General features: G+C 53.9%; 26 protein-coding genes. 17 read left to right on the top strand and 9 right to left on the bottom strand.

Annotated elements, in window-relative coordinates:
- The first annotated feature begins 101 nt into the window (after positions 1-101).
- From H7U37_RS04715 to H7U37_RS04640, 16 genes are all read left to right on the top strand, one after another.
- Positions 102-320: an LLM class flavin-dependent oxidoreductase gene (locus H7U37_RS04715; protein WP_204874009.1), complete on the top strand. Its 219-nt coding sequence runs from the start codon at positions 102-104 to the stop codon at positions 318-320.
- Positions 317-1231, top strand: coding sequence for a MobV family relaxase (gene mobV, locus H7U37_RS04710; protein WP_338049780.1), 915 nt, complete (start codon positions 317-319; stop codon positions 1229-1231). Before H7U37_RS04715 ends, mobV (H7U37_RS04710) begins: the two co-directional genes overlap by 4 nt.
- Positions 1149-2492 (top strand): relaxase/mobilization nuclease domain-containing protein, encoded by a 1344-nt coding sequence (locus H7U37_RS04705; RefSeq protein WP_330625507.1) that lies wholly within the window; start codon positions 1149-1151, stop codon positions 2490-2492. The genes mobV (H7U37_RS04710) and H7U37_RS04705 overlap by 83 nt, the downstream gene beginning before the upstream one ends.
- 769 nt (positions 2493-3261) lie before the next feature.
- Positions 3262-4557, top strand: coding sequence for a hypothetical protein (locus tag H7U37_RS04700; RefSeq protein ID WP_204874005.1), 1296 nt, complete (start codon positions 3262-3264; stop codon positions 4555-4557).
- Positions 4558-4575: 18 nt separating this feature from the next.
- Positions 4576-5724, top strand: coding sequence for a DUF5104 domain-containing protein (locus tag H7U37_RS04695; protein WP_204874004.1), 1149 nt, complete (start codon positions 4576-4578; stop codon positions 5722-5724).
- Positions 5725-5757: 33 nt separating this feature from the next.
- Positions 5758-6189: a hypothetical protein gene (locus H7U37_RS04690; RefSeq protein WP_087169882.1), complete on the top strand. Its 432-nt coding sequence runs from the start codon at positions 5758-5760 to the stop codon at positions 6187-6189.
- A 244-nt stretch (positions 6190-6433) separates the two neighbouring features.
- Positions 6434-7249, top strand: a complete 816-nt coding sequence (locus H7U37_RS04685; RefSeq protein ID WP_204874002.1) for a hypothetical protein — start codon at positions 6434-6436, stop codon at positions 7247-7249.
- Complete coding sequence (locus H7U37_RS04680; RefSeq protein WP_087169879.1) at positions 7246-7575, top strand: hypothetical protein; 330 nt, start codon at positions 7246-7248, stop codon at positions 7573-7575. The genes H7U37_RS04685 and H7U37_RS04680 overlap by 4 nt, the downstream gene beginning before the upstream one ends.
- Before the next feature lie 21 nt (positions 7576-7596).
- Positions 7597-8130 (top strand): hypothetical protein, encoded by a 534-nt coding sequence (locus tag H7U37_RS04675; protein ID WP_087169878.1) that lies wholly within the window; start codon positions 7597-7599, stop codon positions 8128-8130.
- Positions 8127-8639 (top strand): hypothetical protein, encoded by a 513-nt coding sequence (locus H7U37_RS04670; RefSeq protein WP_070087484.1) that lies wholly within the window; start codon positions 8127-8129, stop codon positions 8637-8639. The genes H7U37_RS04675 and H7U37_RS04670 overlap by 4 nt, the downstream gene beginning before the upstream one ends.
- A 347-nt stretch (positions 8640-8986) precedes the next feature.
- Positions 8987-9205: an LLM class flavin-dependent oxidoreductase gene (locus H7U37_RS04665; protein ID WP_204874000.1), complete on the top strand. Its 219-nt coding sequence runs from the start codon at positions 8987-8989 to the stop codon at positions 9203-9205.
- A 2-nt stretch (positions 9206-9207) separates the two neighbouring features.
- On the top strand, positions 9208-10188 hold the full coding sequence (mobV, locus tag H7U37_RS04660) for a MobV family relaxase (protein ID WP_204873999.1): 981 nt from the start codon (positions 9208-9210) through the stop codon (positions 10186-10188).
- The gene (locus H7U37_RS04655; RefSeq protein ID WP_204873998.1) at positions 10178-10360 is read left to right on the top strand and encodes a hypothetical protein; all 183 of its coding nucleotides are present in this window, start codon (positions 10178-10180) and stop codon (positions 10358-10360) included. The genes mobV (H7U37_RS04660) and H7U37_RS04655 overlap by 11 nt, the downstream gene beginning before the upstream one ends.
- A gap of 95 nt (positions 10361-10455) precedes the next feature.
- The gene (locus H7U37_RS04650; RefSeq protein ID WP_243414235.1) at positions 10456-11508 is read left to right on the top strand and encodes a virulence RhuM family protein; all 1053 of its coding nucleotides are present in this window, start codon (positions 10456-10458) and stop codon (positions 11506-11508) included.
- Positions 11509-11555: 47 nt separating this feature from the next.
- The gene (locus H7U37_RS04645; protein WP_204873997.1) at positions 11556-13229 is read left to right on the top strand and encodes a recombinase family protein; all 1674 of its coding nucleotides are present in this window, start codon (positions 11556-11558) and stop codon (positions 13227-13229) included.
- 31 nt (positions 13230-13260) lie between these two features.
- A complete protein-coding gene (locus H7U37_RS04640; protein WP_204873996.1) occupies positions 13261-13470 on the top strand; it encodes a DUF6199 family natural product biosynthesis protein in 210 nt (69 codons plus the stop codon).
- A 21-nt stretch (positions 13471-13491) separates the two neighbouring features.
- Here the strand turns inward: H7U37_RS04640 and H7U37_RS04635 are convergent, their stop codons facing one another.
- The gene (locus H7U37_RS04635; protein WP_204873995.1) at positions 13492-13845 is read right to left on the bottom strand and encodes a hypothetical protein; all 354 of its coding nucleotides are present in this window, start codon (positions 13843-13845) and stop codon (positions 13492-13494) included.
- On the opposite strand from H7U37_RS04635, the gene H7U37_RS16430 reads away from it, so the two are divergent.
- Positions 13819-14097, top strand: coding sequence for a hypothetical protein (locus H7U37_RS16430; protein WP_420875790.1), 279 nt, complete (start codon positions 13819-13821; stop codon positions 14095-14097). The two genes, H7U37_RS04635 and H7U37_RS16430, sit on opposite strands and share 27 nt — an antisense overlap.
- Here H7U37_RS16430 and H7U37_RS04625 read toward each other — a convergent pair.
- The 8 genes from H7U37_RS04625 to eda all read right to left on the bottom strand — a co-directional run bounded on the left by H7U37_RS04625 (position 13982) and on the right by eda (position 23782).
- The gene (locus tag H7U37_RS04625; RefSeq protein ID WP_204873994.1) at positions 13982-14566 is read right to left on the bottom strand and encodes an SEL1-like repeat protein; all 585 of its coding nucleotides are present in this window, start codon (positions 14564-14566) and stop codon (positions 13982-13984) included. The genes H7U37_RS16430 and H7U37_RS04625 overlap by 116 nt on opposite strands.
- A gap of 60 nt (positions 14567-14626) precedes the next feature.
- Entirely contained in the window at positions 14627-15508 is an 882-nt protein-coding gene (locus H7U37_RS04620; RefSeq protein WP_204873992.1) for a protein kinase domain-containing protein, read from the bottom strand.
- A gap of 257 nt (positions 15509-15765) precedes the next feature.
- Positions 15766-16734 (bottom strand): hypothetical protein, encoded by a 969-nt coding sequence (locus H7U37_RS04615; RefSeq protein WP_204873990.1) that lies wholly within the window; start codon positions 16732-16734, stop codon positions 15766-15768.
- A gap of 28 nt (positions 16735-16762) precedes the next feature.
- Positions 16763-19702 (bottom strand): serine/threonine protein kinase, encoded by a 2940-nt coding sequence (locus H7U37_RS04610; protein WP_204873988.1) that lies wholly within the window; start codon positions 19700-19702, stop codon positions 16763-16765.
- Positions 19703-19721: 19 nt separating this feature from the next.
- On the bottom strand, positions 19722-20897 hold the full coding sequence (locus H7U37_RS04605) for a hypothetical protein (RefSeq protein WP_204873986.1): 1176 nt from the start codon (positions 20895-20897) through the stop codon (positions 19722-19724).
- A gap of 329 nt (positions 20898-21226) precedes the next feature.
- Positions 21227-21922: an HD domain-containing protein gene (locus H7U37_RS04600; protein ID WP_204873984.1), complete on the bottom strand. Its 696-nt coding sequence runs from the start codon at positions 21920-21922 to the stop codon at positions 21227-21229.
- 191 nt (positions 21923-22113) lie between these two features.
- On the bottom strand, positions 22114-23142 hold the full coding sequence (locus H7U37_RS04595; RefSeq protein WP_204873983.1) for a sugar kinase: 1029 nt from the start codon (positions 23140-23142) through the stop codon (positions 22114-22116).
- Positions 23135-23782, bottom strand: a complete 648-nt coding sequence (gene eda / locus H7U37_RS04590; RefSeq protein WP_204873981.1) for a bifunctional 4-hydroxy-2-oxoglutarate aldolase/2-dehydro-3-deoxy-phosphogluconate aldolase — start codon at positions 23780-23782, stop codon at positions 23135-23137. Before eda ends, H7U37_RS04595 begins: the two co-directional genes overlap by 8 nt.
- Between the last annotated feature and the right edge of the window lie 168 nt (positions 23783-23950).

Here is a 23950-nt window from a genome sequence, read left to right as displayed (position 1 = left end):
TTTGGTAACAAGAGAAGTTTTCACGACACAGCGAAGCGGCTACGCCTGAGGGCGTACCAGCTTCGCTTTTTTATCAAGTAAATTTAGGAGGATTTTTGATTATGACGGTACGTAACGAGATTAAGGCGCAGATCATCCGGGCAGGATACACCATGCAAGAGGTAGTTGACCTGCTCCATGAGAAATACGACTGGTCGGACAGTGTTTCCAACCTGTCGGCCAAGCTCCAGCGGGAATCTATTCGCTACAAGGAGGTCGTGGAGCTGGCCGACGTGCTGGGCTATGACCTGATCTGGCAGAAAAGGAGGGACAGAGTATGAGCAAGCCGCAGTATGCCATTCTCCGCTTTGCCAAGTACAAAGGACCAGAGATCGGGAACATTGAAGCCCACAACGAGCGCACCAAAGAGAAATACGCCAGCAATCCCGATGTGGACATCAGCAGGAGCAAATATAATTTCCATCTTATCGAGCCGGAACGAAAATATCGTGTGGAGGCAGAGCGGCAAATCGAAGAAGCCGGTTGCCGTACCAGGTCAGATAGTGTTCGAGTCGTGGAAGCCCTGGTAACTGCCACACCGGAGTTCTTTCAGGGAAAGAAAAAATCTGAGATCAGAGCCTATTTTCAAGAGGCGCTGACCTTTCTCCAGCAAAACCAAGCCTCCAAAACAATCATATCTGCTGTGGTGCATATGGACGAGAAAACGCCCCATATGCACCTTTCTTTTGTCCCGCTGACTGCGGATGGCAGGCTCAGTGCCAAGGAGATCGTGGGAAACAAGAAAAAGCTGACCCAGTGGCAGGACAAGTTCTGGGAACATATGGTGCGGAAATATCCCGATCTGGAGCGTGGGGAAAGCGCCAGCCAGACCGGACGTGACCATATCCCGCCCAGAGTGTTCAAGGAGATGACCCGCCTGACCAAACAAAAAGCCAAGCTGGAGGAACTACTGGCCGGTATTGGAGCCTTTAACGCAAAAAGCAGAGCTGCCGAGATTGCGGCTCTGCTGGATAAGTATATGTCAATCCCCATGAAAAAAGCAAAAATCTTCTTCGTTTACGGGAAAGGAGGAACTTGTTATGGCTACCACCCGCATCATGCCGCTGCATACCGGCAAAGGCCGAACCGAGAGCAAAGCGGTCAGCGACATCATCGACTATGTGGAAAACCCGCAAAAGACGGACAACGGCAGGCTCATTACCGGCTATGGCTGCGACAGCCGGACCGCTGATGCAGAATTTCTGCTGGCAAAGCGCCAGTATATCGCTGCCACCGGGCGGATACGCGGCGCGGACGATGTAATCGCCTACCATGTGCGCCAGTCCTTCAAGCCCGGCGAGATCACCCCGGAGGAGGCCAATCGCCTGGGCGTGGAATTTGCCAAACGCTTCACCAAAGGCAGACACGCCTTTGTAGTCTGCACTCACATAGATAAATCGCACGTTCATAATCACATCATCTGGTCGGCGGTGAATCTGGACTGCGACCGGAAGTTTCGCAACTTCTGGGGCAGCACCAGGGCCGTCCGCCGTCTGAGCGACACCATCTGCATCGAGAATGGCCTGTCCATTGTGGAGAATCCGAAACCGCATGGGAAAAGCTACAACAAGTGGCTGGGAGACCAGGCCAAGCCCTCCCACCGGGAGCTGCTGCGGCTGGCCATCGACCAGGCGCTGGCGCAGAAACCCGCTGACTTGGACGTGCTGTTTCAGTTGCTCCGGGAGGACGGCTGCGAGGTATCAAAGCGCGGGAAATCGTACCGGCTGAAGTTGCCCGGCTGGGACAGAGCGGCCCGGCTGGACAGTCTGGGCGCGGGCTACACGCTGGACGATCTTCTGGCGGTCCTCTCCGGCCAGAAAGAGCACACGCCCCGCAAGAAAACCACCGCACAGGCCGAGCCGCCGAAAGTCAATCTGCTGGTGGACATTCAGGCAAAATTACAGGCCGGAAAGGGCGCGGGGTACGTCCGCTGGGCGAAGGTATTTAACCTGAAGCAGATGGCCCGGACTATGAATTTCCTCACCGAGCACAACCTGCTGGAGTACGCCGAACTGGCGGACAAAGCGGCGGCGGCCACCGCCCATCACAACGAGCTGTCGGCGCAGATCAAGGCAGCGGAGAAGCGCATGGCGGAGATCGCCGTACTGCGCACCCACATTGTCAATTATGCTAAGACCCGCGAGGTCTATGTTGCCTACCGGAAGGCCGGTTACTCCGCAAAATTCCGGCAGGAGCACGAGTCGGAAATCCTGCTTCACCGGGCCGCCAAGGATTCCTTTGACAATCTGGGCGTGAAGAAGCTGCCCAAGATGAAGGAGTTGCAGGCGGAGTACGCCAAGCTGCTGGAGGAAAAGAAGAAAAACTACGCCGAGTACCGCCATTCCCGCGAGGAAATGCGGGAGCTTTTGGCGGCCAAAGCCAACGTGGATCGCATCCTGAACATGGAGGCAGAGCACGACGCCGAAAAAGAAAAAGACCACGGCCAGCGGTGAGCTGGCTATGGTCAAAAGCGTTCGCAGAACGCGCAGCCGCAGATTGAAAATCTGCGTTCAAGGGGGCTTGGGGGCGATGCCCTCAACAAGCATAGCGGGACGGAAATCCCTGGGGGGATTTTCCGTCCCGCGGCCTGTGTGTATTAACACAGGCATTGCTTGCTGCTCGCTGCTCGCTGCTCGTGTGCTTACATTATTATATATAGCTTCTCAAAGTGCGTATTTGTAATTTCCCGGCGCAGAATGCCCATCCTATACAATAAATATGAAAAAAGTATAGGAGGCAGGAATCTAAAAACAATACATGGAATCACAGCACAGGCTGCTGCGCCGTAATCTGTACCAGCAGTAAAATTTTTCATAATTTTATGGTATTCTTATCTATATACCCGGATATGTAGAAATAGAAAATCCGTAGTTTGTGATCTCAGACTCTAAAGCGGCGCCGCAGTTTGTCGATATTGGCATGGAGAATGAGGGAAGCAGCGTGACATATACAGACGTCGAAGGCAGAGTATATGAATATGAGATCACGGCAGTAGTGACCGGATACTAGTCAGAAGAAGGCGGTGGAGCACTCGTACTAATCATGGAAGAACAGTTGTCAGGACAGAGAGTGGAGATACATTGCGCACAGATACCCTGACTGCCTGGGGTGTTGCCGTTCTTAGCAGATCTGAGATGAAAAAATCTATAAAAACGGTAACTTTTACAGCTTGAATATGGTATTATTATCAGCATAGAAATGTGTTTTCAGAGGAGTGAGAGGATGGACAAGCTATATAAAACAGTGCTCGCAGCGGTAACAGCTGCTTCGGTACTCGTCTGCAGCGCCTGTGCGGGCGCTCCGGCAGCAGATCAGGTCCAGGACCCGGATGCCGGAAAAACATTGCCGGAGATGACAGAGAAGATTACCATACCTGCCTCGATATTTAAGTTTGCCAATACAGATATCGAGGACAACATGGAGGCTTTTGAAGATTACTGTACCGATGTAAGGCGTGACGGGGATGATCTAATTCTGGAAGTGACGCCGACGCAGAAAGAAGAACTTATAGAGATGTACGCCGGGTCCATTGACGATGTGCTGGAAGATATGGAGAAAGACGAACAGGGCTATTATGTAGAGGCGGATACCGATCACAGCCGTTTCATATATCATATCGACGAGAATATCGACGGTATTCTACAGGCAAAGATGCTGTTGACGATCACGACATCGGATGTCCTGACCGGAATCATGGAAACAGGGGATCCAAACTGGAGTGTCAGCGCAAAGATCGTGAACTGCCATACGGGGCTGACTGTCGGTGAAGGCACATTTCCGGACGGGAGCATCACCTTCGGGCCCGGCGAATGGAAGGCCAGCTATGACGGCGGCGCATGGCTTGGTGCCAGACAGGAAGAGGTTATGGACATGACAGGCCTTACCGGGCCTTATGAGGGACTGACCGATACACAGAAAGGGGTCGTTACATCTGTCGTGCAGATGCTGGACTGGATCGAAGGGAAATATGAGCAGCAGTTTCATTATATATCCTACGCGCCGGGAGACGCCGTCGAGCAGGAACACCTAAAGGTGTATCCGGAACAGGGCGGTGAATCGGATGTCGTGACAGTGTACCGTACCTATGAAAACGGCCTGTACCGGTATGAAGATGATTACGGAGAAATTCTGAAGCGCCCTTCCTACGAAGAGCAGGTCCGCATATTTGCGGAGCAGTATCTGCCTTCCGAAGGGATAAAGATATACACGGAAATTAAGGATGGAGGAAACGGTGCGGCGGATGGAGAATCGTTTTTAAAGGAGGTTTCCGCTGTGACGTATATTTTTATGGATGAGGCCCTATGTTCAGGCCAGTACGAGACATTTTTGGAAGCCGTACCGGACTGGCTGACGGAGAACTGTCAGGGCGTGCCGGCTGGGATCTATCTGCGCATGGCAGAGTCTGAAGCGTGGAAACAGATTGGCAGATCTGATTATGAGGATAAGCTCCGGGAAGATATCTATACCGAAGAGGCGGAGTGCGCGATATCCGGGAGCGGGAAAGTGACCGTATATTAGCTGAAAGGAAGAGAATTTATGAGGAAGGTATTACTGCTTATCGTATGCTGCGCCCTTGTATGCAGTTTGAGCGGATGCATCGTTTTCAAGCGGGGATCATCCAATGCATATCGTTCTGATGAAGAATTGGCGGATGAAATGATAGAAAACATTATCGGGTGCGCAGAGAAGGAAGATGCAAAAGCGCTGACGGGATTATTTTCGCAGTATGCCGGGGAAAGTACGTTAAACTTAACGGAACAGGCGGAAGAATTCATAGAGTTTTTTCAGGGCGAATGCAAAAGCTGGAAAGGAAATGCAAGTTCCCATGAAAAAAGTGAACACGGAAAAATAACATGGCGGGAATTGAGAGGGCACTATTCGGTTATTACAGATGAAGCACAATATGAAATCGCATATATTTATATTCCTTTTTACAGAGAAGAACCGGATAAAGAAGGGCTTACTGCGATAGAGATCACTACGGAAGAAACTTTTAACAAGGATGAATTTCTCTGGAGTCTGGATCAGAAACCGGGTATCTATGTGACAGAAACCGGGGAAGAGACGTATTCGGAACAGAGGCTGATCACTCCGGAAGAACTGATCCGGGCGGCAGGACTTACAAAAGAACAGTACAGCAAAGTTGATCTGGAACAGTTTATTGAGGATTTTGACATCACGACAGAAGATGTGGATACGCTCAACATACCTTTGCTCCTGGAAGAATACGAACCGGAACGCAAATTCGGCATGTATGATGTAAGTTATCTCCTTGAAGACGGCATAGAAGAACGCACATCTGACTTTACGGAAAATGTATATGCTGTCGCTTTTATGGAAAATAAGAACACAAGTACAGAATGTGTATACTATGATCTGTTGGACAGTAAAAGATATCGAACGTCGGATGCGTATCTTTTTGATGATCTCCACCAGGTACAGGGCGGATATTATGCGGATGGACAGCAGATTGTTGAGGCGTTAGACAAGTATGGTGTTTTTGACTGGGAATCCGGAACGGGTGAAGAGGAAATCACAGATCCCCAGCATATGGTGCTGGCTGTATTATATGATGACGGAACGGTCTTCCGTGTAGAAGCGTCCGGCTTGTTGTCGCAGGCGCTGCCGGACGAGTACGATGAAGTGAGGGATATGCTCCTGTCAGGAGAATACAGCGGAAGTTAGGGGAAAATAAGTATTGTTTCAAAGGAGGAGGCTATGGACAGAGTATTTGAAGATGAATTTATGGAGGCCCAGTCGCGGATTGTTGCACTATGCGTCGAATTCGCGGGCAACAGGGCAGATAAGGTTTATGCTTATGGCTCCATCGAAGAAAGCAGTATTTCTTTCAATGCATTTTTCAACATTGACGGTCAGATTAAAACAACAAATAATATAGCTGCCGATCCGGACGCGATATGGGATTTTCTGGATCTTGGAGAATCAGATCTGGAGAAGATAAGACAAATATGCATACATTACGGAAAACCTGTCCCCACAGAATTAAAAATAATCTATGACTGTAAAAGCGGTAAAATAGACACGGAATATAAGTATGAAAGTATCTGTTCCGCAAAGACGGGGATAGATTCAAGCGAGATTTTTATGAAGTGGTTAGATGAGGTTCGCCAAAGCACATGGAAGAGATAAAACAGCATTGTGAAAAAGTCATACAGATACTCTGTTCCGATTATAGTATGCAGTTACAGTATTCGGGAATAATCAAAAAAATATACGACGTTATGCAGCAGATCATATCCTGCGATAATGTTAATGAACTCCCGGATATCCACTGGAACAGCATAGCGCGGTGCTTTGCTGACGAAACGACGGATTATCAAAGTCCTGTACTTTTTGAGATAGATAAAATCGCGAAGCTGACAGAGGAAAAATAATGAAACAGTTGAGAAAAACAGAATGGCGGAGAGGATACCCCATTAAGAAAAACCTTGCCCTGTGTGTATGGGGAATGCTGGCGCTCGCAGGCTTCGCCGGGATACTGGCGCGCCCGGAGAATATTCCGTCGCTGGCAGCGTGTGTTCTTGCATTGGCGGGCGCAGTCCTGACGCTGCCGCGCCTGCTCCGATATTATAGAACAACATACCAGAGTCTGCCCGCTCTGAACAGGCGGTTTACAAAAGAAGAGCAGGAGGAGCTGATCGAACAAGAAAATTTTGAGACGATCACTGAGTTGAAGACAGAATCAATGCGGTGGACAGACTTTGCTGAAAGTGTGCACTGGCTCCGGATTAATGGAAGATATGTTCCGAAAGAACTTGTGATCTTAGGAGGGGCTGACGTAACTTACAGTGTAATGAATCGGGACACAACACCGTTGATATTCCTTTATGCGACCGGTGATATGGTAAAAATTGACCTTGGAGTTCAGGTCAGTGTTCAGAAGATCCGGGAACTTAACGCATATCTCTGGTCCTGTTATCATATTTTCCCGGGACGCACAGACAGGAAAAAGGCAGATGAACTCAGCAGTATATTCAGGGTAATTTACACAGAATATCTGAAAGAAAAAGAACCCAGGAAAGAGAGCAGAGTTCTTGCAGACCTTATAGAAGATGCAGGAGAATTGCGGAAGAAATGTATCGAGAGAATGCCGTCATATTTGAAAAAGGTTGACGAAAAAGCATGGTGGAATGAGAAAACGAGAAAGAAGATGCAACAGTGGAAAAAAGACCGGGAGAATACATCATGAGTGAAATAAAGTTTAAAGTTATTAAAGATGGGAATGAAAAGAAATATATTCCCTTGATCAGAAAAATGCTGAATCGTTCCCTTATGGAAATAAAAGAATGCTTAAGTAATAATGGCTATATTGATATATGCAGTCTGGATAACATAGACGGACTGCAGCATATGAATGAACTGATTGATGAGTTACAGAAAAAAGGAGCGGAAATTGTACTGTATGAGAATGACAGAGTTGTAGAAACTGAATTCTTGAAAAACATTCTTGAATCACATTTCGATACAGAAAGATATTTGCAGGAAACGGACGATAAAGTTATTGAGCAAGATTGAGTGATTTTAGGAGTGAGATTTATGAGGATTACAGACATTTTTGATGCGGTAAGAGACGCAACTTATTCGGACTTCCGGAAGTTTTATACAGGTGATCCGAATCTATTCCATAAGTATACAGGATTAAGTTTGTTTCAGTTACTGTTTGTCAATGACCACAACACAGACGAAAAAATAAAGATGATTCGATTTTTAATATCTGAGGGGGCGGATGTTAACTTTAAAAGTCCAAAAGATCAAAGAAATGCACTGCATATATTTTACTTTTCGGTTATGAGGCCCGATCCACAGTACATATTAAAAGTAACTCAGCTGCTGGTTGAGGCTGGGGTGGACATAAACGCCAAAGACAAATATGGGGCAATTCCACTTAATTATGCGATTACTGTTGTAAAGCTGCCGACAGAGACGGCTATGCCGGTATATCAATATTTAATAGATCACGGTTCAAATATCTATGAAAAAGACAATTTTGGGAAAGCATGCATTGATTATGCAAAGGAATTTTCATGGAGAAATGATCTTGTAAGTCTAATGGAAGGAACCGAATCATGAGCAAAGTGAGAAGAAAAATAACAAAATATGAGATCATTCTCTGTGTTCTTGTACTGGCGGTCATAGTTGCCGGTCTGCTTCTGCCTAAGACAGGAGAGCTGGTGTTACTGGATGAATTCTGCAATATATCCGTCATATGGATCGTGTGCATCTATGTGGTCGTGCGGGTCATACATAACTGGAAAACAGGGGAAAAAAGTAACAAAACAGCAGGAGTGATCATCGCGGTTTTCTGTGCGGCAGTCTGCATGTGGTTTACGAAGGATTTTGCCGCTGATCTGGCGTCGGGTACGAAGACGGTCACGCTGACAGATATAGAAGTAAGTGAAACACAAGCGCATACCAGCATTTTTTCGCATCATTATTATCTGATGGGGACGGATTCTCAGGGATTAAGGACCCGTGTGGAAATATCAGCAGATGACTATACGATGATGAGCCAGACAGGAAATGGAACTGCGGTTCTTGTGTATTATGAGCATACCGGACGGGCTGTGTCGGCACGCTGAGAGGAAGTTATTGCTACGACAGCATAAGGGAAGTGGTACGCAGGGTTAATCGAAACACCGGGATAGGGATCTTGAACAAAACGACCATATATACAAAGTCCAGACATGTCTCGGTGGAAACCCTTGCAACGGTGTACAAAGGGAACATAATAAAAAACTTAATAATGGACTGCCAATCTTACAAAAAGTACCGCCCAAACGAGACTACGGGCGGTATTTTTGTATCTTGGCGGAGAAAGGAGGAACTTCCCACGGGGGCTTGACTGAAAAGTTGAGCCCCTTTTTTTACGCCCAAAAACAGGAGGTAAATGCTAAGGGTGTCACTTGCGAAAATGGAGGAATATTTTATGAAGTCAAGTATCCGAAACGAAATCAAAGCGCAGATCATCCGCGCCGGTTACACCATGCAGGAAGTCGTTGACCAACTACACGATGAATATGGGTGGAGCGACAGCGTATCCAATTTTTCCGGGAAATTGCAGCGGGAATCCCTGCGGTATCGGGAGGCCGTAGAACTGGCTGAGGTGCTGGGTTATAACATTGCCTGGCAGAAACGGAGGGATTGAGCATGGAAAAAGCACAATATGCGATTATGCGATTTGCAAAATACAAGGGGCCTGAAATCGGCAATATCGAGGCCCATAACGAGCGCACAAAGGAGAAATACGCCAGCAATCCCGATGTGGACACCAGTCGTAGCAAGTACAACTTCCATCTGGTCAAACCGCCCGGCAAGTATCGGGCAGAGTCAGAGCGACAGATTGCCGCTGCCGGATGCCGTACCCGGAAAGACAGTATCCGTATGATCGAGACGTTATTCACTGCCAGCCCGGAGCTCTTCAAGGGGAAGAAACGGGCAGAGATTCGCGTGTTTTTCGAGGAAGCCCTGCACTTTCTGGAACAGCATCAATCCAAAGAGACAATCATATCTGCTGTGGTGCATATGGACGAGAAAACGCCTCATATGCACCTTTGTTTTGTCCCCCTGACTGAGGACGGCAGGCTTAGCGCCAAAGACATTATGGGCAACAAAAAGAAGCTGACATGGTGGCAGGATGAGTTTTGGAAACACGTGGTCAAGAAGTTCCCGGATTTAGAGCGCGGCGAAAGCGCCAGCCTGACCGGGCGCGACCATATCCCGCCCCGCGTATTTAAGGAGATGACCAGATTGACCAAACAGAAAAGCAAACTGGAGGATCTGCTCACTGGAATCAATCCCTTTAACGCCAAAAGCCGGGCGGAGGAAATCTGCAAGATTCTGGATACCTATATTCCCAGCGTGGAGAAGATGGACACGCTGCTGCGGAAATATGGCGTAGCCTTCACGAAAACAGCATCCGAAAACAAAAAGCTGAAAACGAAAAATGCCGAACTGGAAGAATCTCTTGCATCGGCGCAGAAGGTCAGCACCCTAAAGCAGATCGAAGACCTCAAGCTACGGCGCGACTATGACAGTGCCGTGTCGATTTTGGAGCAGATACCGCCGGAAGTATTGGATTTTTACAAACAGCCTCATAAAAAAGAAAGGGAAAATGCCTATGATCGATGAGTGGAGCGGTTTTGCAGACCTGCTGGCCAACCTGATTGAAAAGTATGTTTCGGAATTGGATGTTGAGAACTTGCCCGCACCGGCAGTATCGTTTGATAATCAGGATAGCGCAGCAAATAAAAAAGACTCTGAGTTCAATGCGGAAGCAGTTGAAAGCAAAATTGCTGCATGATATAATAAACGTGATATAAGTGTCCAAACAAGAGGATGGGTCTACTCCCTGTCCTCTTGGAACATAAAAACGGAATCAGATGGGAGCGTGAACAAATGGCGGAAGATAAAATGAGACCAAATCAGGGCCAGGGTGAGATTGTAATTTATCAGGCGGAAGATGGACTTACAAAGGTAGAATGCCGGTTTGTGGACGAAACCGTTTGGCTGACACAGCAGCAGATGGCGGAACTGTTCCATACGTCCAGAAGCAACATTGTGGAGCATATCGGCCACATCTATGAAGAAGGCGAACTGGATGAGACTTCAACCTGTCGGAAATTCCGACAGGTTCGAATGGAGGGCAACCGGCAAGTAACCAGAGAGCTGCCTTTCTATAATCTGGACATGATCATTTCTTTGGGGTACAGAGTAAAATCTTTGATTGCCACCCAGTTTCGCCGGTGGGCCACTGAGCGCCTAAAAGAATATATGATCAAGGGCTTCACGATGGACGATGAGCGCCTAAAAAATTTGGGCGGTGGCAACTATTGGCGCGAACTGCTGGAACGGATTCGGGACATTCGTTCTTCGGAAAAAGTCATGTATCGTCAAGTGTTGGACTTGTACGCCACCAGCGTGGACTATAACCCCAGAAGTGCGGAATCTGTTGCGTTTTTCAAAATGGTGCAGAACAAGCTTCATTATGCAGCGCATGGACATACGGCTGCGGAAGTGATCTATGAGCGGGCCGATGCGGATAAGCCATTTATGGGGCTTACCACCTTTTCCGGGGATTTTCCCACGGCAAAAGATATTGGGATTGCCAAGAATTATCTGACGGAGGAAGAACTGCGGGTTCTGAATCAAATGGTATCCGGTTATTTCGACTTTGCCGAGGTGCAGGCCATTCGTCACCGGCCCATGTATATGAGTGATTATGTGGAGCAGCTGGATAACATTCTTCGGGCGACTGGGGAAGAAGTATTGACCCATGCAGGGAAAATCAGTCATGCACAGGCGATGGAAAAAGCGAAAGCAGAATATAAACGCTATCAGGCACAAACTCTTTCCCCTGTGGAGGAAGAATATCTAAAGACCATTAAGCAACTGGGAAAAACGGCCAAGTCGGAAGCGGAAAAGCAGGATGATACTTCTAATCCAAGTTAAAATAGCCAATCCAATTTTTCGATTGGCACCACATGAGGAAGATTAAGATGCAGAAAGAGAAGATAAAAGTTTACACCTATACCAGAGTCTCCACCGCTATGCAGGTGGATGGCTATTCGCTGGATGCACAGAAAGCCAAAATGAAAGCCTACGCAGACTATAACGATTATGAGATCGTCGGTGAATATGAGGACGCGGGAAAGTCTGGAAAATCCATTGAAGGCCGGGCGCAATTCAGCCAGATGATGGAGGACATCAAATCCGGAAAAGACGGCGTGTCCTATGTTCTGGTATTCAAATTGTCCCGCTTCGGCAGAAATGCGGCGGACGTGCTTTCTTCCCTTCAGGTCATGCAGGATTTTGGCGTCAATCTGGTATGTGTGGAGGACGGCATTGATTCTTCCAAAGACGCGGGCAAATTGATGATCTCCGTCCTGTCTGCTGTGGCGGAGATTGAGCGCGAAAATATCCGTGTCCAAACCATGGAGGGCCGTATCCAAAAAGCAAGGGAGGGCCGCTGGAACGGTGGCTTTGCCCCCTATGGGTATCAGCTGGTGGATGGGAAACTGATTATCAACGAGGAAGAAGCGGAGGCGATCCGCGTCATCTATGACCAGTATGTACATACGGATATTGGTGCAAACGGAATCGCTAAATATCTGGAGAACCATGGCATCCGCAAAATCCCCCGGCAGAATGGGAAGAATCCTCTGTTTGACGCACATTTGATTCGCTTGATTTTGAAAAATCCGGTGTACTGCGGGAAAATCGCCTATGGCCGACGCAAGACGGAAAAAGTTCGTGGCACAAGAAACGAATATAAACTGGTGGAGCAGGACAACTATTTGCTTGCAGACGGGCAGCATGAAGCGATTGTTTCAGAAGAAGTCTGGCAAGCGGCGCAGGTGAAGCTGCTGGCACAAGCAAAAAAGTATGAACACGTCAACCGCGGGAAGGACGAGCATGTACATCTTCTTTCCGGCATTGTAAAGTGCCCTGTCTGCGGAGCAGGAATGTATGGGAACAAAAGCATCAAGCACAAAGCGGACGGCACCAAGTATAAGGATTTTTACTACTACGGCTGCAAGCACCGTACCATGATACGCGGGCATAAATGTGACTATAAAAAACAGATTCGGGAAGAACTGCTGGACGATGCTGTAGCAGAAGTCATTGTAAAGCTAGTGAGCAATCCGAAGTTTGCTGCCATGATGCAGGAAAAAATCAACATGAAGGTGGATACTGCTGCCATTGACCAGGAGATTGCCAATTACGAGAAGCAGCTGCGCCAGCATTATTCCGTCAAAGCAAAGCTGGCGGAGGAGATTGATTCTCTCGACCCGGATGACCGGCACTATGTGCGGCGCAAGGCTGATCTTGATGACCGCCTTTACAGGATGTATGATAAGATTGAAGATACAGAATCGTCGCTGATTGCTGCCAGAGCTAAAAAGCAGGCCATTGAAGCAGAAAAGCTGACCGGCGACAATATCTATAAAGTGCTGATTTACTTTGAGAAGCTGTATGGCGTGATGAACGATGTGGAGCGGCGTCAGTTGATGGAGATGCTGATCTCTGAGATTCAGATTTACCCGGAGCGTCAGCCCAATGGGCAGTGGTTGAAATCCATTAAATTTAAGCTGCCTATCATTGAGGAAGATATGAGTGTCAGTTTGGACAACGAAGAACAAATCGAGACGGTAGTCCAGCTTTCCAAGTAAGAAATCGACGCGAAGAAAGCGAGGCGGCAGAATGAGCCTTGTCATTGGTCTTGTCCTGATTGCAATTGGCCTTGTCATGATTTTCAAGCCGCATCTTTTTTATGATATCACAGAGGGCTGGAAGCATGCTACTGGCGGGGCGCCATCCGATTTCTATATACTTCACACAAGGATTGGCGGGGTCGTGTTTGTGTTGGCCGGAGCCATCAGCCCTGCCGTTTCATTTGTGACCGTGCTTTGAGACCGAGAGAAGCGGGGGTTTTTATACGGCCGTTTGCCCGTGAAGTTCCCCATGGAAAACCTTGCTTGCGCAGCCGAAAGGGCTTGCCGTCTGTGTATTGCGGACGGCAAGCCCTTTGACTTTTACTGCAGGGCGGATCGTTCTGCTATTTTCCTGCTTCGGCAAGATATCCTTCCAGGTAAAGTCCCTGTCGCCGCAGGAAATGGCAGCACATGGGACAGCAGCTGCACAAGTATGAAAATCTCCTGAACGGGAAGGTTCACGCAGACAGGATGAACAGCAAAAAAGAGGAATTTCTTTTCCATCCTCAAAACGAAGTGCATTTACCGCCGCAAACCTGCTGCCTTCTTGGAAGCAAACGAGATGATAGACCACTATCTTCACTTTTACAATTACGAGCGCATCCAGCTAAATGCTGGAGAGGCGCCGCTTGTGCGACGTCTCTCCGCTCATAGGGCTTGTCTATTGTCCGGTTTTACTGGTTCGGTTCAAGTCCACTGTGCTTTTTTCGCTACATCTTTGCCCGCCAAAATTGGGCCTTTTCGCTGTTTTGCGCCACGTCCGCGGTGCCGGCGGCGCACCAGTCGGCCAGATATCCCATATAGGTCCGGAATTTCGCGGCGCTGAGGCTGCGGTGGTAGGCGTTCAAAATACCGTCCCGGTCGGTTTCTGCCGCCTCCACGCCCCGGTCCGCCGCCAGATCATAGACGGTATCGCACAGCCGCTGCTTCGTGGCCCGCGCCGGATCAGTCTGCCGGAGAAATTCGTCCAGCGCCTCATAAATTTCCCTGGTCGTCCTTCTCTCCAGGTCCTGGTGGGCAAAATCCAGCAGGCATTTTTTCTTCCGCTTGCCCGCCTCAAGATCCCCTCTTTCCTCCGCCTTTCCATAGCAGCAGGCGGCCTGTATAAAGTCCTGAGGAACCCCCCGTCCCTGGGCGTAAAGGGTCCCCAGATTGTAAACGGCGGTCAGGTCTCCCCAGCGCGCCCACGCCTCCCGGTAAAGGCCGGCGGCCTCCGCCTCCCGTCCTGCCGCCAGCAGCCGTTGGGCGTCGGCCAGCATACGGCCCGCCGTTTCCCTCTTGCGCTGCCAAAACATAATGCTCCCTCCTGACGTTCCAATCCTTTCCGACGCTGTAAATCCCGCCGGCGCCGGTCCTCAGACGAATCGCGCCCGCCCCTCCGGCGGTCTGCGGGAAACGGGGTCCTGGGACAGCACATGTCGGGTAGCCGCCAGCAACTCCAGCCGCAGCTCCTCCACCGATTGATAACGCTTGCGGGGCAGAGTATGAAGCCCCTTGCGCAGAATGCGCGCCATGTGATCCATGGTTTTGGAGGGAATATGGTAAAAGGCCGCCAGCTCCGGGGAAAAGGCCCGGCGCAATCCGCTGCCCAGCAGCTCCTCCTCCCCCAGGGGTCTGCCCACCAGCAGCCGGAAGAGCACGGCGCATACGGCGTACAGATCGGAGGTCTGATCAATCTGGCTGTAATTTCTGAGCTGCACCTCCGGCGGAGCATAACCCGGGGTACCGGCCAGCGGAAAAGCCCCCGGCATCTGGGAAAGCCACAAGCCATATCCACGGTGTTCCAGCAGTACGCCGCAGCCCTCCAGAAGCCGTACGGTCTGGGGGCAAATATCCAGGTGAAGGAGCCCACGCTGGTGGTAATGCTCCAGTCCGTCCAGCAGACCCGCCGCGATCCCCATGAGCGCTTCAAAGGAAAGGGGACTCCCGCTCAGTCGGCGGCTCAGCGGCGTTCCTCTGGGCGACACACGCAGGATATAATGGCCGCCGTGGGTCGAGACATAACCGATCCCTCCCTCCCGGCTGGAAAGCATCCCGGCCAGCGCGTCCGCCTGGGCCTGAAATCCCTTCCAAAAGGGCAAAACGTACGCCTGCATTTCCATTTTTCCCACATCGTCGCAAAAGAGCGCGCCGTCCGCGCCCCGGCGGATGTGCTCCCCCATTCCCTTGGGATAGAGCTCATATACCACGCTCTCCCATTGGGGCTTGAGCTGTGGAAAGGATACGCGATAGTTCATATACATTCCGTCAGAATCCACGACTTCTTCCACTTTGTATGTCCTGCCGCACAGGGCCATTGTCTCGCCTGGTTGGCGTGCCCGCTGCTGCTCCAACATCATCCACCTCCAACATTCCGTATTCGTTTTGGTGTCCTTATTGTAGCAGGGAAGCGGGCGGCGACCCGCAGACTATTTCCGCCCCTGCGCCGTCCCTTGGACACAGAAAAGCCCGATGTGGAATACTCCCATTCCGCATCGGGCTTTTTTGCCGCGCTTTATTCGATCTTTTCGCCGGTCAGCGCCTCGTATTCCGCCACCAGCCGGTAAAACTCCACTTCCAACTCGGCCAGGCGCTCACCATCGTTGGTTTGGGCAATCTCTTCGCTCAGCTCTTCCAGCCGCTGGCTGATCTCCAGAAGCCGCTCCAACAGCGCCTCATCGTCCAGCACCTGCTGATAGTCCTGCTCCATCTCATAGAGGTCGGCCTGGGCCTGGCCCACATGCTGGGCCATTTGGAGCCCAATGTCCAGCAGCTGGTCCAGATAATCCGCGACTCTGTCCTCCACCGCCTCTCTGTCGTCGTACCACAGGTCGTTTTCTATGATATAGGAGCGGAAGTTGGGGATTATCTCCGTCTGAAGGTAATCCAGCTCCTCCTCCCGGGCACCGGCAAACCAGTAGTTGAGGGAGCCGTAATAGTAATAGCCCCGCATACACTCCTGTTCCGCCGTGTCGAGTTCGTACAGAAAGGCCAGGTCCGTACTCGCCTCGGGGTCCACGTCCATAATCTGAATGAGATAGAGCAGCGTAATGAGACTGGTTTGATTGGAGTCGATGTTTTGCGCCCGGCTGTTGACGAACATCTCATACTCCTCCACGGAAATGCCGCAGGCCTGGAGGCTCCGTGTCAGCGCCTCATCGGCGGAAAAGGGCTGGATCTGGTCTATAGACTGCTGATAGGCGTCTATGGTATCCTGCAGCGCGGTCTCCGCCGTCTGCCGGTCGCCCGTACCCTCCAGATAATCTCCCACGGCCGCCAGCGCCTGGTCGTACCGGAACCCATCCTCATCATACGAGCCGTAGTGCCGGCTGAAATCCTGGGTCACCCGTTCAAAATCCTCCGAGATGTTCCAGCGTTTTCCGGACTCCGTCTGGTTCCCGGTCGCGGGCTGATCGGCGGCACAGCCCGCCAAAAACAGGAGCAGCAGCAACGCCGCCGTACCTCTCATGGTGTTTTTTTTCATATTCATCTTCCTTTTCCTTTTCCGGCCGTCATTCCTCCGGCCATTGGATGGGATAGCCCTGGCTGGCCATTTCCAGCCGGGCGGTTTTCAGGGTCTCATAGGCCTGCTTGGCGCCGTCCGGGAGCCGCGCCGGGTCCACACTGCCCGGTCCGTCGTAGAAGTCCCCAAATGCCTCCAGGTAGGTGAGGGTCTGGGTCACCTGCTCCTGCTGCTCCTGGGTCATCTGGGCCAGCAGCTCCGCCAACAGGTAGGACACATAGCGGACCTCCGCCTCCAGATAGGTCTGGTAGGCATAAACAAGGCGTTCCCGCTTGTCCCGGCTGTCATAGATGCTGTCCGGCTCACACAGGCTCTGCCGCAGCCAGTCCAGGGCGGCGTCGGATACCGTCTCCATCTCCGTCGGGCAGCGGCACAGGCGCTCCAGATCCGCAATGGAGAAAAGGTCCTTTTTCTCTTCCAGCGGTTCCAGCGCCTGCCGCAGCCCGTCATCCAGCGGCGCGGCGTAAAAGGCGTCCAGCTGCTGCCGCTTATGGTCGATGAAGCCGGCCAGGTCCGCTCTGGCCCGGCTGTCCTGATTGTCCAGAACGTCGCTGATGGCGGCCTGCTCCAGAATGGCCTGTTGGGCGGAAACCTGGCTGCTCCACTTGCCCAGATTGCCGTTTAGGCAGGTGAGGGCGTCATAAATAAGGGCCGCTTCCTCCTGGTTGTAGGAGACCTGGCCAGTCAGCGCGCCGGGGACCAGACGCCCCGCCAGCGCCGCGCCGCCGCCCACTGTCAGCGCCGCCGCCGCCAGGATCGCCGCGCCTCTCACCCGCCAGGCGCGCCACAGACCCAGGCGGAACCGCCGGCGGTTGTCTCTGGCCTCCCTGGCCAGCACCTCCTGGAAATTATCGTGCCGCAGGCCGTAATGGCCCCCGGCGGTCTCGGTGAGGAGGGCAAAGCGGTCGATAAGCTGCTCCCGGACGGCCAGATCATACCACTCCGCCGGACCGTGGATGCCGGCCAGCATGAGGCGGGATTTGCCCCGGTAGGCGGGGAAGGCGGCGCCGAAGGAGGCGCTGCGCAGGTTGCGGTAGCTCTTGTCGGCGATGGCGCACAGACGCCCAAAGGTGAGGAGGGTCTTTTTTTGCCGGGCCATTTCGGCGGCGATGTCCGGCAGGAGGTGGTGGAGGATGTAGCGGCTGCAAAGCTGCTTTTCCCGGCTGCCGGCGTCGGCTCTGGCGGCCCGCTGGCCCAGCTGTTCCAGATAGCGGGCCACCAGCTCCTCCATGGAGGTTGGGGGCTTGCTCTCCGGCTGGTCCGGACCGGCGCTCTGGGCCTCCAGATAGAGAAAGAGCATCATGGGATTGGTCAGGAGGGTACGTAAAGCCTCGTCCTCCGGGGCGGTTTGTCCCGCATCCTCCAGCTGGCGGTCCACCTGCTCCCGGCGCAGGGGAAGGAGGGTAAGGGGCCGGAAGCCGGACAGGCCGTAATCCCGCACGCCGTCCGAGCGGTGGGTGACTACCACCCCCACGCCGGGTCGTTTGCTCAGGCCCTCGATCTCCTGCAAAAGGGGCTCCTGCCGGGGACCGGCCTCGTTGAGTCCGTCCAACAGCACCACCACCGACACCTGCCCCCCCGGTCCCACCCGGTCAAAGAGCTCCTCCAGCTGATGGAGGGCGTCCTGATAGGTGGGCTGCTGGGGGGAGAAGCGCAGGCCGTTGAGGATGGACTGACGGAGAAAGCCGGAAGCGCCGCCGCTCTCCTGGTAGTCCTTGAGGGCCAGATACCAGAAAACCGGCCGGTCGGGGCGGTAAACCGCCGTCCCGGACCGCCAAAGCTCCTCCAGCAGCCGGCTCTTGCCCATGCCGCCCGGACCGGTCAGCAGGCAGCAGTCCCCCCGGCTCAGGGCCGCGGCCAGGGCCGGCCGGTCCATGTCTCCCTCCGGTCCCCGGACCATCTGGTCCAGATAGGGGGACTCCTTTCCCTTGCGGCGCATCCACGCCCCCCGGCTGCTCTCCCACAGGGCGCTGTGGGTGATCCCTTTTCCGTCGATACGCCGCACCAGCTCCTCCAGGTCCTCCCGCATGGCCCGGACGGAGGGATAGCGCTTGCGGCTCAGGGTGTGGAGCCCCCGGCACAAAAGCTGTATGCTCTTTGCGGCGGCCGTGGCGGGGACCTCTTTCAGGGGCTTTGCCAGCGCGGCGGAGAGACGCTGGGGCATTCCGCTCCCCACCGTCTCCTCCTCTTTCAGCCGCCGGCCGGCCAGCAGGTGGAAAAACACCGCGCAGCAGGAGTAGAGGTCGGTGGCATAGCCGATCTCCGCCGTGTTTTGAAGGCGCACCTCCGGCGCGGTATAGCCCTCCTTCTGGCTGAAGGAAAAGTCGCTGAAATCGGTACAGCGGGTATCCCACACGCTGTTATAATCGATGAGCAGGGCCTGCTGCGGGAGCAGAAGGATATTGTCCGGGCTGATGTCCAGATGGAGCAGGTCGTTTTGGTGAAAGAGCTCCAGGGCGTCCAGCACCTTTTCCAGGATGACCGCCGCCTCCCGCAGGGAAAAGGTCCCCTTGTGGTCCAGAAGGTCCTTGAGGTTTTTCCCGCCGTGGACGGCCAGCACCGAATAATAGGTACCGTACGCCTCATAGGAATTCAGGTTGCCCGAAGCGCCCTGGGGCGCCCGGCTGAGCAGGTCCAGATTGGCCTGATTGCCCTGAAAAAACCGCTGGCGGTAGAGCTCCATCCGGTCGGCCTCCTCCGGGTCGCAGCGGATGTTCCCCTCCCGGTCCCGGTAAATGCCCCCCTTGCCCAGGGGAAAGAGCTCCTTGATGAATACATGGTGGCGGGCCTGGGCGTTAAGGCTGTCGGGGTAGGACGCCTGGTAGACGATGGCGCTGCTGCCCCAGCCCTCCACGGCGTCCAGCCGGTAGGGAATGCCGCCCAGAGTCAGGATACTGCCGGCGGCGCGGGCTTGTCGATGTGCGGTCATAGTTCCTCCCAATCCAATATCAGTCGGCGGATGCCTCCTCTCCTGTGGGGAAGAGTGCCTTCAGCGCCGCGCTGAAGGCGTCGCTCAAAAAGGCATCGTCGTAGGCCGCCGCCAAGGCGTACAGGAAGAGACAATCAAAGGGGTTGCCCGGGTCCAGCTGGTTCATACCATAGATCTCCAAAAAGAGGTTGATCTTGCTGAGCACCACCTCCAGCCGGTCTCTGGGGGACTCGTCCTCCTCCGGGATGTACCAGGCGGCGTCCTCGGAGTCTTTGTCGCTGTATTGGAGGTCCTCCGAAAAGAGGAAATCCTCGGTGATGAGGAAGAGGAGCAGCAGCGCCTTGCGGCTCACGTCGATTTTCCGGTTTTTCATCTTGTTGAGCTCGGTGGCGCCGGGCCAGTTTTTCTTCATGGTCTTTTGGAGATAGCCGTACTGCTTGGTGGCCCGGCCCTGGGGGACGTTCATGCGAAAATATTCCTCGGCGATGCGGTCCAGGGAGTAGCTCTCCCCGCCTCCGCTCTGGGAGAGGACCATATCCTCCGGCTCCTGAAGGACGGAAAGGAGCTTGCGGAATTTTTCATAGGCGCTTTCGTGGATGGTCCCCAGGTCGGCGCTGTGCTCGGCGAAAAAGAGGCGCAGCTCCTCCGCGGTGGTCACCGTCTCAAAGCGGCGGAGCACCTGCTGGGTAAAGAAATGGGGCTCCTCGTCCCCCGTCTCCCCCGCGCCGGACTCCTGGCCGGCCCGGCTTTGCTTTCCCTTCCACTGCTCCGCCCGCCGGGCCTCCGCCTGCTCCACCGCCGGGCCGTAGACTGCCGACAGCTCCCGGTCCAGCGCCGCCGCCGCCTGATAGGTCATCCCCGTCCGCAGGGCGAAGGCGTAGACCAGCTCCCTGGGATTGCGGTAATGGATGCCGGTCTCCGCGGCGCTGGACAGCACCTTGTTGGCGGCGGCCTCGCTCAGGCCCAGAGCAAAGCAAATCTTAAACAGCTGCTCCCGGTTTTGGGGCATACTGTTCCCCTTGAGCCAGTTGGACACGTTTTTGCGCAGTGCGTCCGCCTCTTTTTTCTCGCAGTCGCCGGCGATGTCCATGAGGCCGGCCAGCAGCCGGTCGGCCAGGTCGCTTTGGGGGTATACCGCCCGCAGCACGTCGAGAAAGGAGCGGTAAACGGCGCCTTTCTCCAAAAACTGAATCATTTCCGCCGGCGTCATATTCCGGTGAAGGATCTGGCTCAAATTCCCCTTTGATATCCTTGTCTCATACTGTCCCAACATAACCGCAGACCTCCATGAAAGAAAGGGACATCCCGCTTATTCCATCGCATAAGCATGATGTCCCTCATTGCTGAATGTTCCGCAAGCCGGCGCACACTACGCCCCCGGAGTTCAGAGTATTGCCCCTGGCGCGCTATATCTGTACCATTCCGACCGTCTCTCCGCATCTGCTTGCAGGAAATATCTTACACGATTCTTTCCCCCATTGCAAGACAGAACCCCCGCATATTCGGCGTAATTGTGTAAAAATTTCAGTTTTTCCCCTGGCATACCGCCATAGCCTCGATCTTATCCAGCATGACGCTCATGCTGCGGTTCATGCTGTCGATGCCGCTTTTCAGGATGCCGAAGGCGTTGGCGTAGTCGGGATAGTATCTCTTGCAGTAAGAGGCCATGGGCAGGAGGAAGCGGGCGGTCTCCCGGAGGTACTTGCGCATCCGCTGGAAGGTGAAGGTGTAGAGGGTGCTGCTGTTGTGGAGGCGGTCGCTGAGCTTGATGAGAGCGGCCTTGGGGTTTGCCTGGATTCGCCCGAAGTAAACGGCCAGCTCATGGTCGTCCAGGCCGGACTCCTTGGTCAGCAGAGACAGCAAGTCCAAAATTTCCTGGTCCAGGTGGTACTGGAGCACCAGCTCCCTGCCCCCCAGGGGAAGGCGGTCCCCGCAGTCCTCCAGCACGTCGTGCAGGAGGGCGGCGGCCAGGGTGACGTCGTCGTCGATGCCGTAGCTGATGAGGGTGGAGCACACCTTCAGGGGGTGGGCGATATAGGGGGTGCCGTCCTTGCGGTGCTGCCCGTCGTGGAGCTGCCGGGCCAGGGAGAGGGCCACCATGGTCTGCTTGAGGGATTTCCCCACGGCAAAGCCCTTGATGAACATGTAGGACTTGATGTACTGGATGAGTTCGGCGTCGCCCGGGTCCTGCCGCACAGGAAGGGCTGTATTCTGTTTCATGGTGCTTCTCCTTTCTGTCCGGTTGTGGTTGGGATGGGTCTATTGTCCCACAGTGGTCCGGCGGGTTCGGCAACAAATTTCCGGCCGCGAGGACAGCACGCAAAAAGACCGATCCCCGCCGTCCGAAGGGACGGCGGGGATCGGCCTCACATAAGGTAACACAATATAACAGGAGAGGAATAACAAAATGATTAGCGCTGGATGCGGCCGGAACCGTCGCCGCCGGCCAGCTTCTCCACCTCGGATACGGTGACCATGTTGTAGTCGCCCTCGATGGAGTGCTTCAGGGCGGAAGCAGCCACGGCGAACTCCACGGCGTCCTGAGTGGACTTGCCGGAGAGCAGGGAGTAAATCAGGCCGCCGCCGAAGGAGTCGCCGCCGCCCACGCGGTCGATGATGTGCAGGTCATACTTCTTGGAGAAGCAGAACTCACCGGAAGCCACGTCGTACAGCATGGCGCTCCAGCCGTTGTCGAAGGCGGAGTGGGACTCGCGCAGGGTGATGGCCACCTTCTCAAAGCCGAACTTGTCGGCCAGCTGCTTGGCCACGGACTTGTAGCCCTCGCGGTTGATCTCGCCGGCGTAGATATCGGTGGCCTCGGCCTCGATGCCGAACACGTCCTTGGCGTCCTCCTCGTTGGAGATGCACACGTCCACGTAGTGGCAGAGATCGGTCATGGCCTCCCGGGCCTGCTCGCGGGTCCACAGCTTGCCGCGGTAGTTCAGGTCGCAGGAGATCTTCACGTTGTGCTTCTTGGCAGCCTGGCAGGCCTCGCGGCAGATGTCCACCACGTTGGGGCCCAGGGCGGGGGTGATGCCGGTGAAGTGGAACCAGTCGGCGCCCTCAAAGATGGCGTCCCAGTCGAAGTCGGAAGTGGAGGCCTCCTGGATGGCGGAGTGGGCCCGGTCATAGATGCACACGGAGCCGCGCTGAGAGGCACCCTTCTCGTTGAAGTAGATGCCCACGCGATCGCCGCCGCGGGTGATCTTGCTGGTATCCACGCCGAAGCGGCGCAGGGAGTTGACCGCCGCCTGGCCGATGGCGTGGGCGGGCAGCTTGGTGACGAAGGAGGCGTCCATGCCGTAGTTAGCCAGGGAGACGGCCACGTTGGCCTCGCCGCCGCCGAAGGAGAACTCCAGGTGATCGGCCTGGACGAAACGCTCGTAGTTGTAGGGCTGGAGCCGGATCATCAGCTCACCAAAGGTAACAATCTTAGCCATTGCCGCGGACCTCCTTCACGATTTCAACAGACTTCTTGCACAGGTCGGTGATCTCATCCCACTTCTGGCCGTCGATCAGGTCGGCGGTGACCATGTAGGAACCGCCGCAGGCGGCGATGACGGGCACTTTCAGGTAGTCGCCCAGGTTTTTCAGGGAGATGCCGCCGGTGGGCATGACCTTGAACATGGCGAAGGGGGCGCTCAGGGCCTTGATCTTGGCGATGCCGCCGGACTGCTCGGCGGGGAAGAACTTGATGAGCTCCAGGCCCAGCTTGTAGGCGGTGTGATAGTCGGTGGCGGTGGTGCAGCCGGGGTAGACGGCCACGCCCTTGGACTGGCAGTAGGTGACGATCTCGGGATCCAGGCCGGGGGTGACGATGAACTCAGCGCCCGCCTCCAGAGCCTCGTCCACCTGGGCGGTGGTGAGGACGGTACCGGCGCCCACCATCATCTCGGGGCAGGTATCCTTCATGATCTTCATGGCCTTGGCAGCGCCGGCGGCACGGAAGGTGACCTCCGCCACGGGCACGCCGCCCGCGCACAGAGCCTTGGCCAGATTGGCCGCGTCCCGCTCGGGGTTGTTGAGCTTAATGACCGGCACGACGCCGATCTGGGAGATGCGCTGGTTGAGATCCTGCATACCAATTACCTCCAAATTTATATTCGGCTCCGGCTGCTGTTTCATAATACGGAACCGTGTTTTATAAATTCTTGAACTGACTTTATTATATGCTTTTTGCAAAAAATTGCAAGGGATTTTTCTGCAATGCGCCGCCAAAAATTCCTTGCTATTTTTATGGATTTCGTA

The organism is Pseudoflavonifractor phocaeensis, assembly GCF_016901735.1.
Lineage (GTDB): Bacteria > Bacillota > Clostridia > Oscillospirales > Oscillospiraceae > Pseudoflavonifractor_A.
The sequence above is the reverse complement of the archived record's forward strand: the minus strand, read 5'-3'. Positions and strand labels throughout refer to the sequence as shown.

Excerpts from the sequence above, each read along its gene's own strand:
- H7U37_RS04715 (WP_204874009.1), top strand. The coding sequence starts at position 102 with ATGACGGTACGTAACGAGATTAAGGCGCAGATCATCCGGGCAGGATAC.
- mobV (WP_338049780.1), top strand. The coding sequence starts at position 317 with ATGAGCAAGCCGCAGTATGCCATTCTCCGCTTTGCCAAGTACAAAGGA.
- H7U37_RS04700 (WP_204874005.1), top strand. The coding sequence starts at position 3,262 with ATGGACAAGCTATATAAAACAGTGCTCGCAGCGGTAACAGCTGCTTCG.
- H7U37_RS04695 (WP_204874004.1), top strand. The coding sequence starts at position 4,576 with ATGAGGAAGGTATTACTGCTTATCGTATGCTGCGCCCTTGTATGCAGT.
- H7U37_RS04690 (WP_087169882.1), top strand. The coding sequence starts at position 5,758 with ATGGACAGAGTATTTGAAGATGAATTTATGGAGGCCCAGTCGCGGATT.
- H7U37_RS04685 (WP_204874002.1), top strand. The coding sequence starts at position 6,434 with ATGAAACAGTTGAGAAAAACAGAATGGCGGAGAGGATACCCCATTAAG.
- H7U37_RS04680 (WP_087169879.1), top strand. The coding sequence starts at position 7,246 with ATGAGTGAAATAAAGTTTAAAGTTATTAAAGATGGGAATGAAAAGAAA.
- H7U37_RS04675 (WP_087169878.1), top strand. The coding sequence starts at position 7,597 with ATGAGGATTACAGACATTTTTGATGCGGTAAGAGACGCAACTTATTCG.
- H7U37_RS04670 (WP_070087484.1), top strand. The coding sequence starts at position 8,127 with ATGAGCAAAGTGAGAAGAAAAATAACAAAATATGAGATCATTCTCTGT.
- H7U37_RS04665 (WP_204874000.1), top strand. The coding sequence starts at position 8,987 with ATGAAGTCAAGTATCCGAAACGAAATCAAAGCGCAGATCATCCGCGCC.
- mobV (WP_204873999.1), top strand. The coding sequence starts at position 9,208 with ATGGAAAAAGCACAATATGCGATTATGCGATTTGCAAAATACAAGGGG.
- H7U37_RS04655 (WP_204873998.1), top strand. The coding sequence starts at position 10,178 with ATGATCGATGAGTGGAGCGGTTTTGCAGACCTGCTGGCCAACCTGATT.
- H7U37_RS04650 (WP_243414235.1), top strand. The coding sequence starts at position 10,456 with ATGGCGGAAGATAAAATGAGACCAAATCAGGGCCAGGGTGAGATTGTA.
- H7U37_RS04645 (WP_204873997.1), top strand. The coding sequence starts at position 11,556 with ATGCAGAAAGAGAAGATAAAAGTTTACACCTATACCAGAGTCTCCACC.
- H7U37_RS04640 (WP_204873996.1), top strand. The coding sequence starts at position 13,261 with ATGAGCCTTGTCATTGGTCTTGTCCTGATTGCAATTGGCCTTGTCATG.
- H7U37_RS04625 (WP_204873994.1), bottom strand. The coding sequence starts at position 14,566 with ATGTTTTGGCAGCGCAAGAGGGAAACGGCGGGCCGTATGCTGGCCGAC.
- H7U37_RS04620 (WP_204873992.1), bottom strand. The coding sequence starts at position 15,508 with ATGAACTATCGCGTATCCTTTCCACAGCTCAAGCCCCAATGGGAGAGC.
- H7U37_RS04615 (WP_204873990.1), bottom strand. The coding sequence starts at position 16,734 with ATGAAAAAAAACACCATGAGAGGTACGGCGGCGTTGCTGCTGCTCCTG.
- H7U37_RS04610 (WP_204873988.1), bottom strand. The coding sequence starts at position 19,702 with ATGACCGCACATCGACAAGCCCGCGCCGCCGGCAGTATCCTGACTCTG.
- H7U37_RS04605 (WP_204873986.1), bottom strand. The coding sequence starts at position 20,897 with ATGATTCAGTTTTTGGAGAAAGGCGCCGTTTACCGCTCCTTTCTCGAC.
- H7U37_RS04600 (WP_204873984.1), bottom strand. The coding sequence starts at position 21,922 with ATGAAACAGAATACAGCCCTTCCTGTGCGGCAGGACCCGGGCGACGCC.
- H7U37_RS04595 (WP_204873983.1), bottom strand. The coding sequence starts at position 23,142 with ATGGCTAAGATTGTTACCTTTGGTGAGCTGATGATCCGGCTCCAGCCC.
- eda (WP_204873981.1), bottom strand. The coding sequence starts at position 23,782 with ATGCAGGATCTCAACCAGCGCATCTCCCAGATCGGCGTCGTGCCGGTC.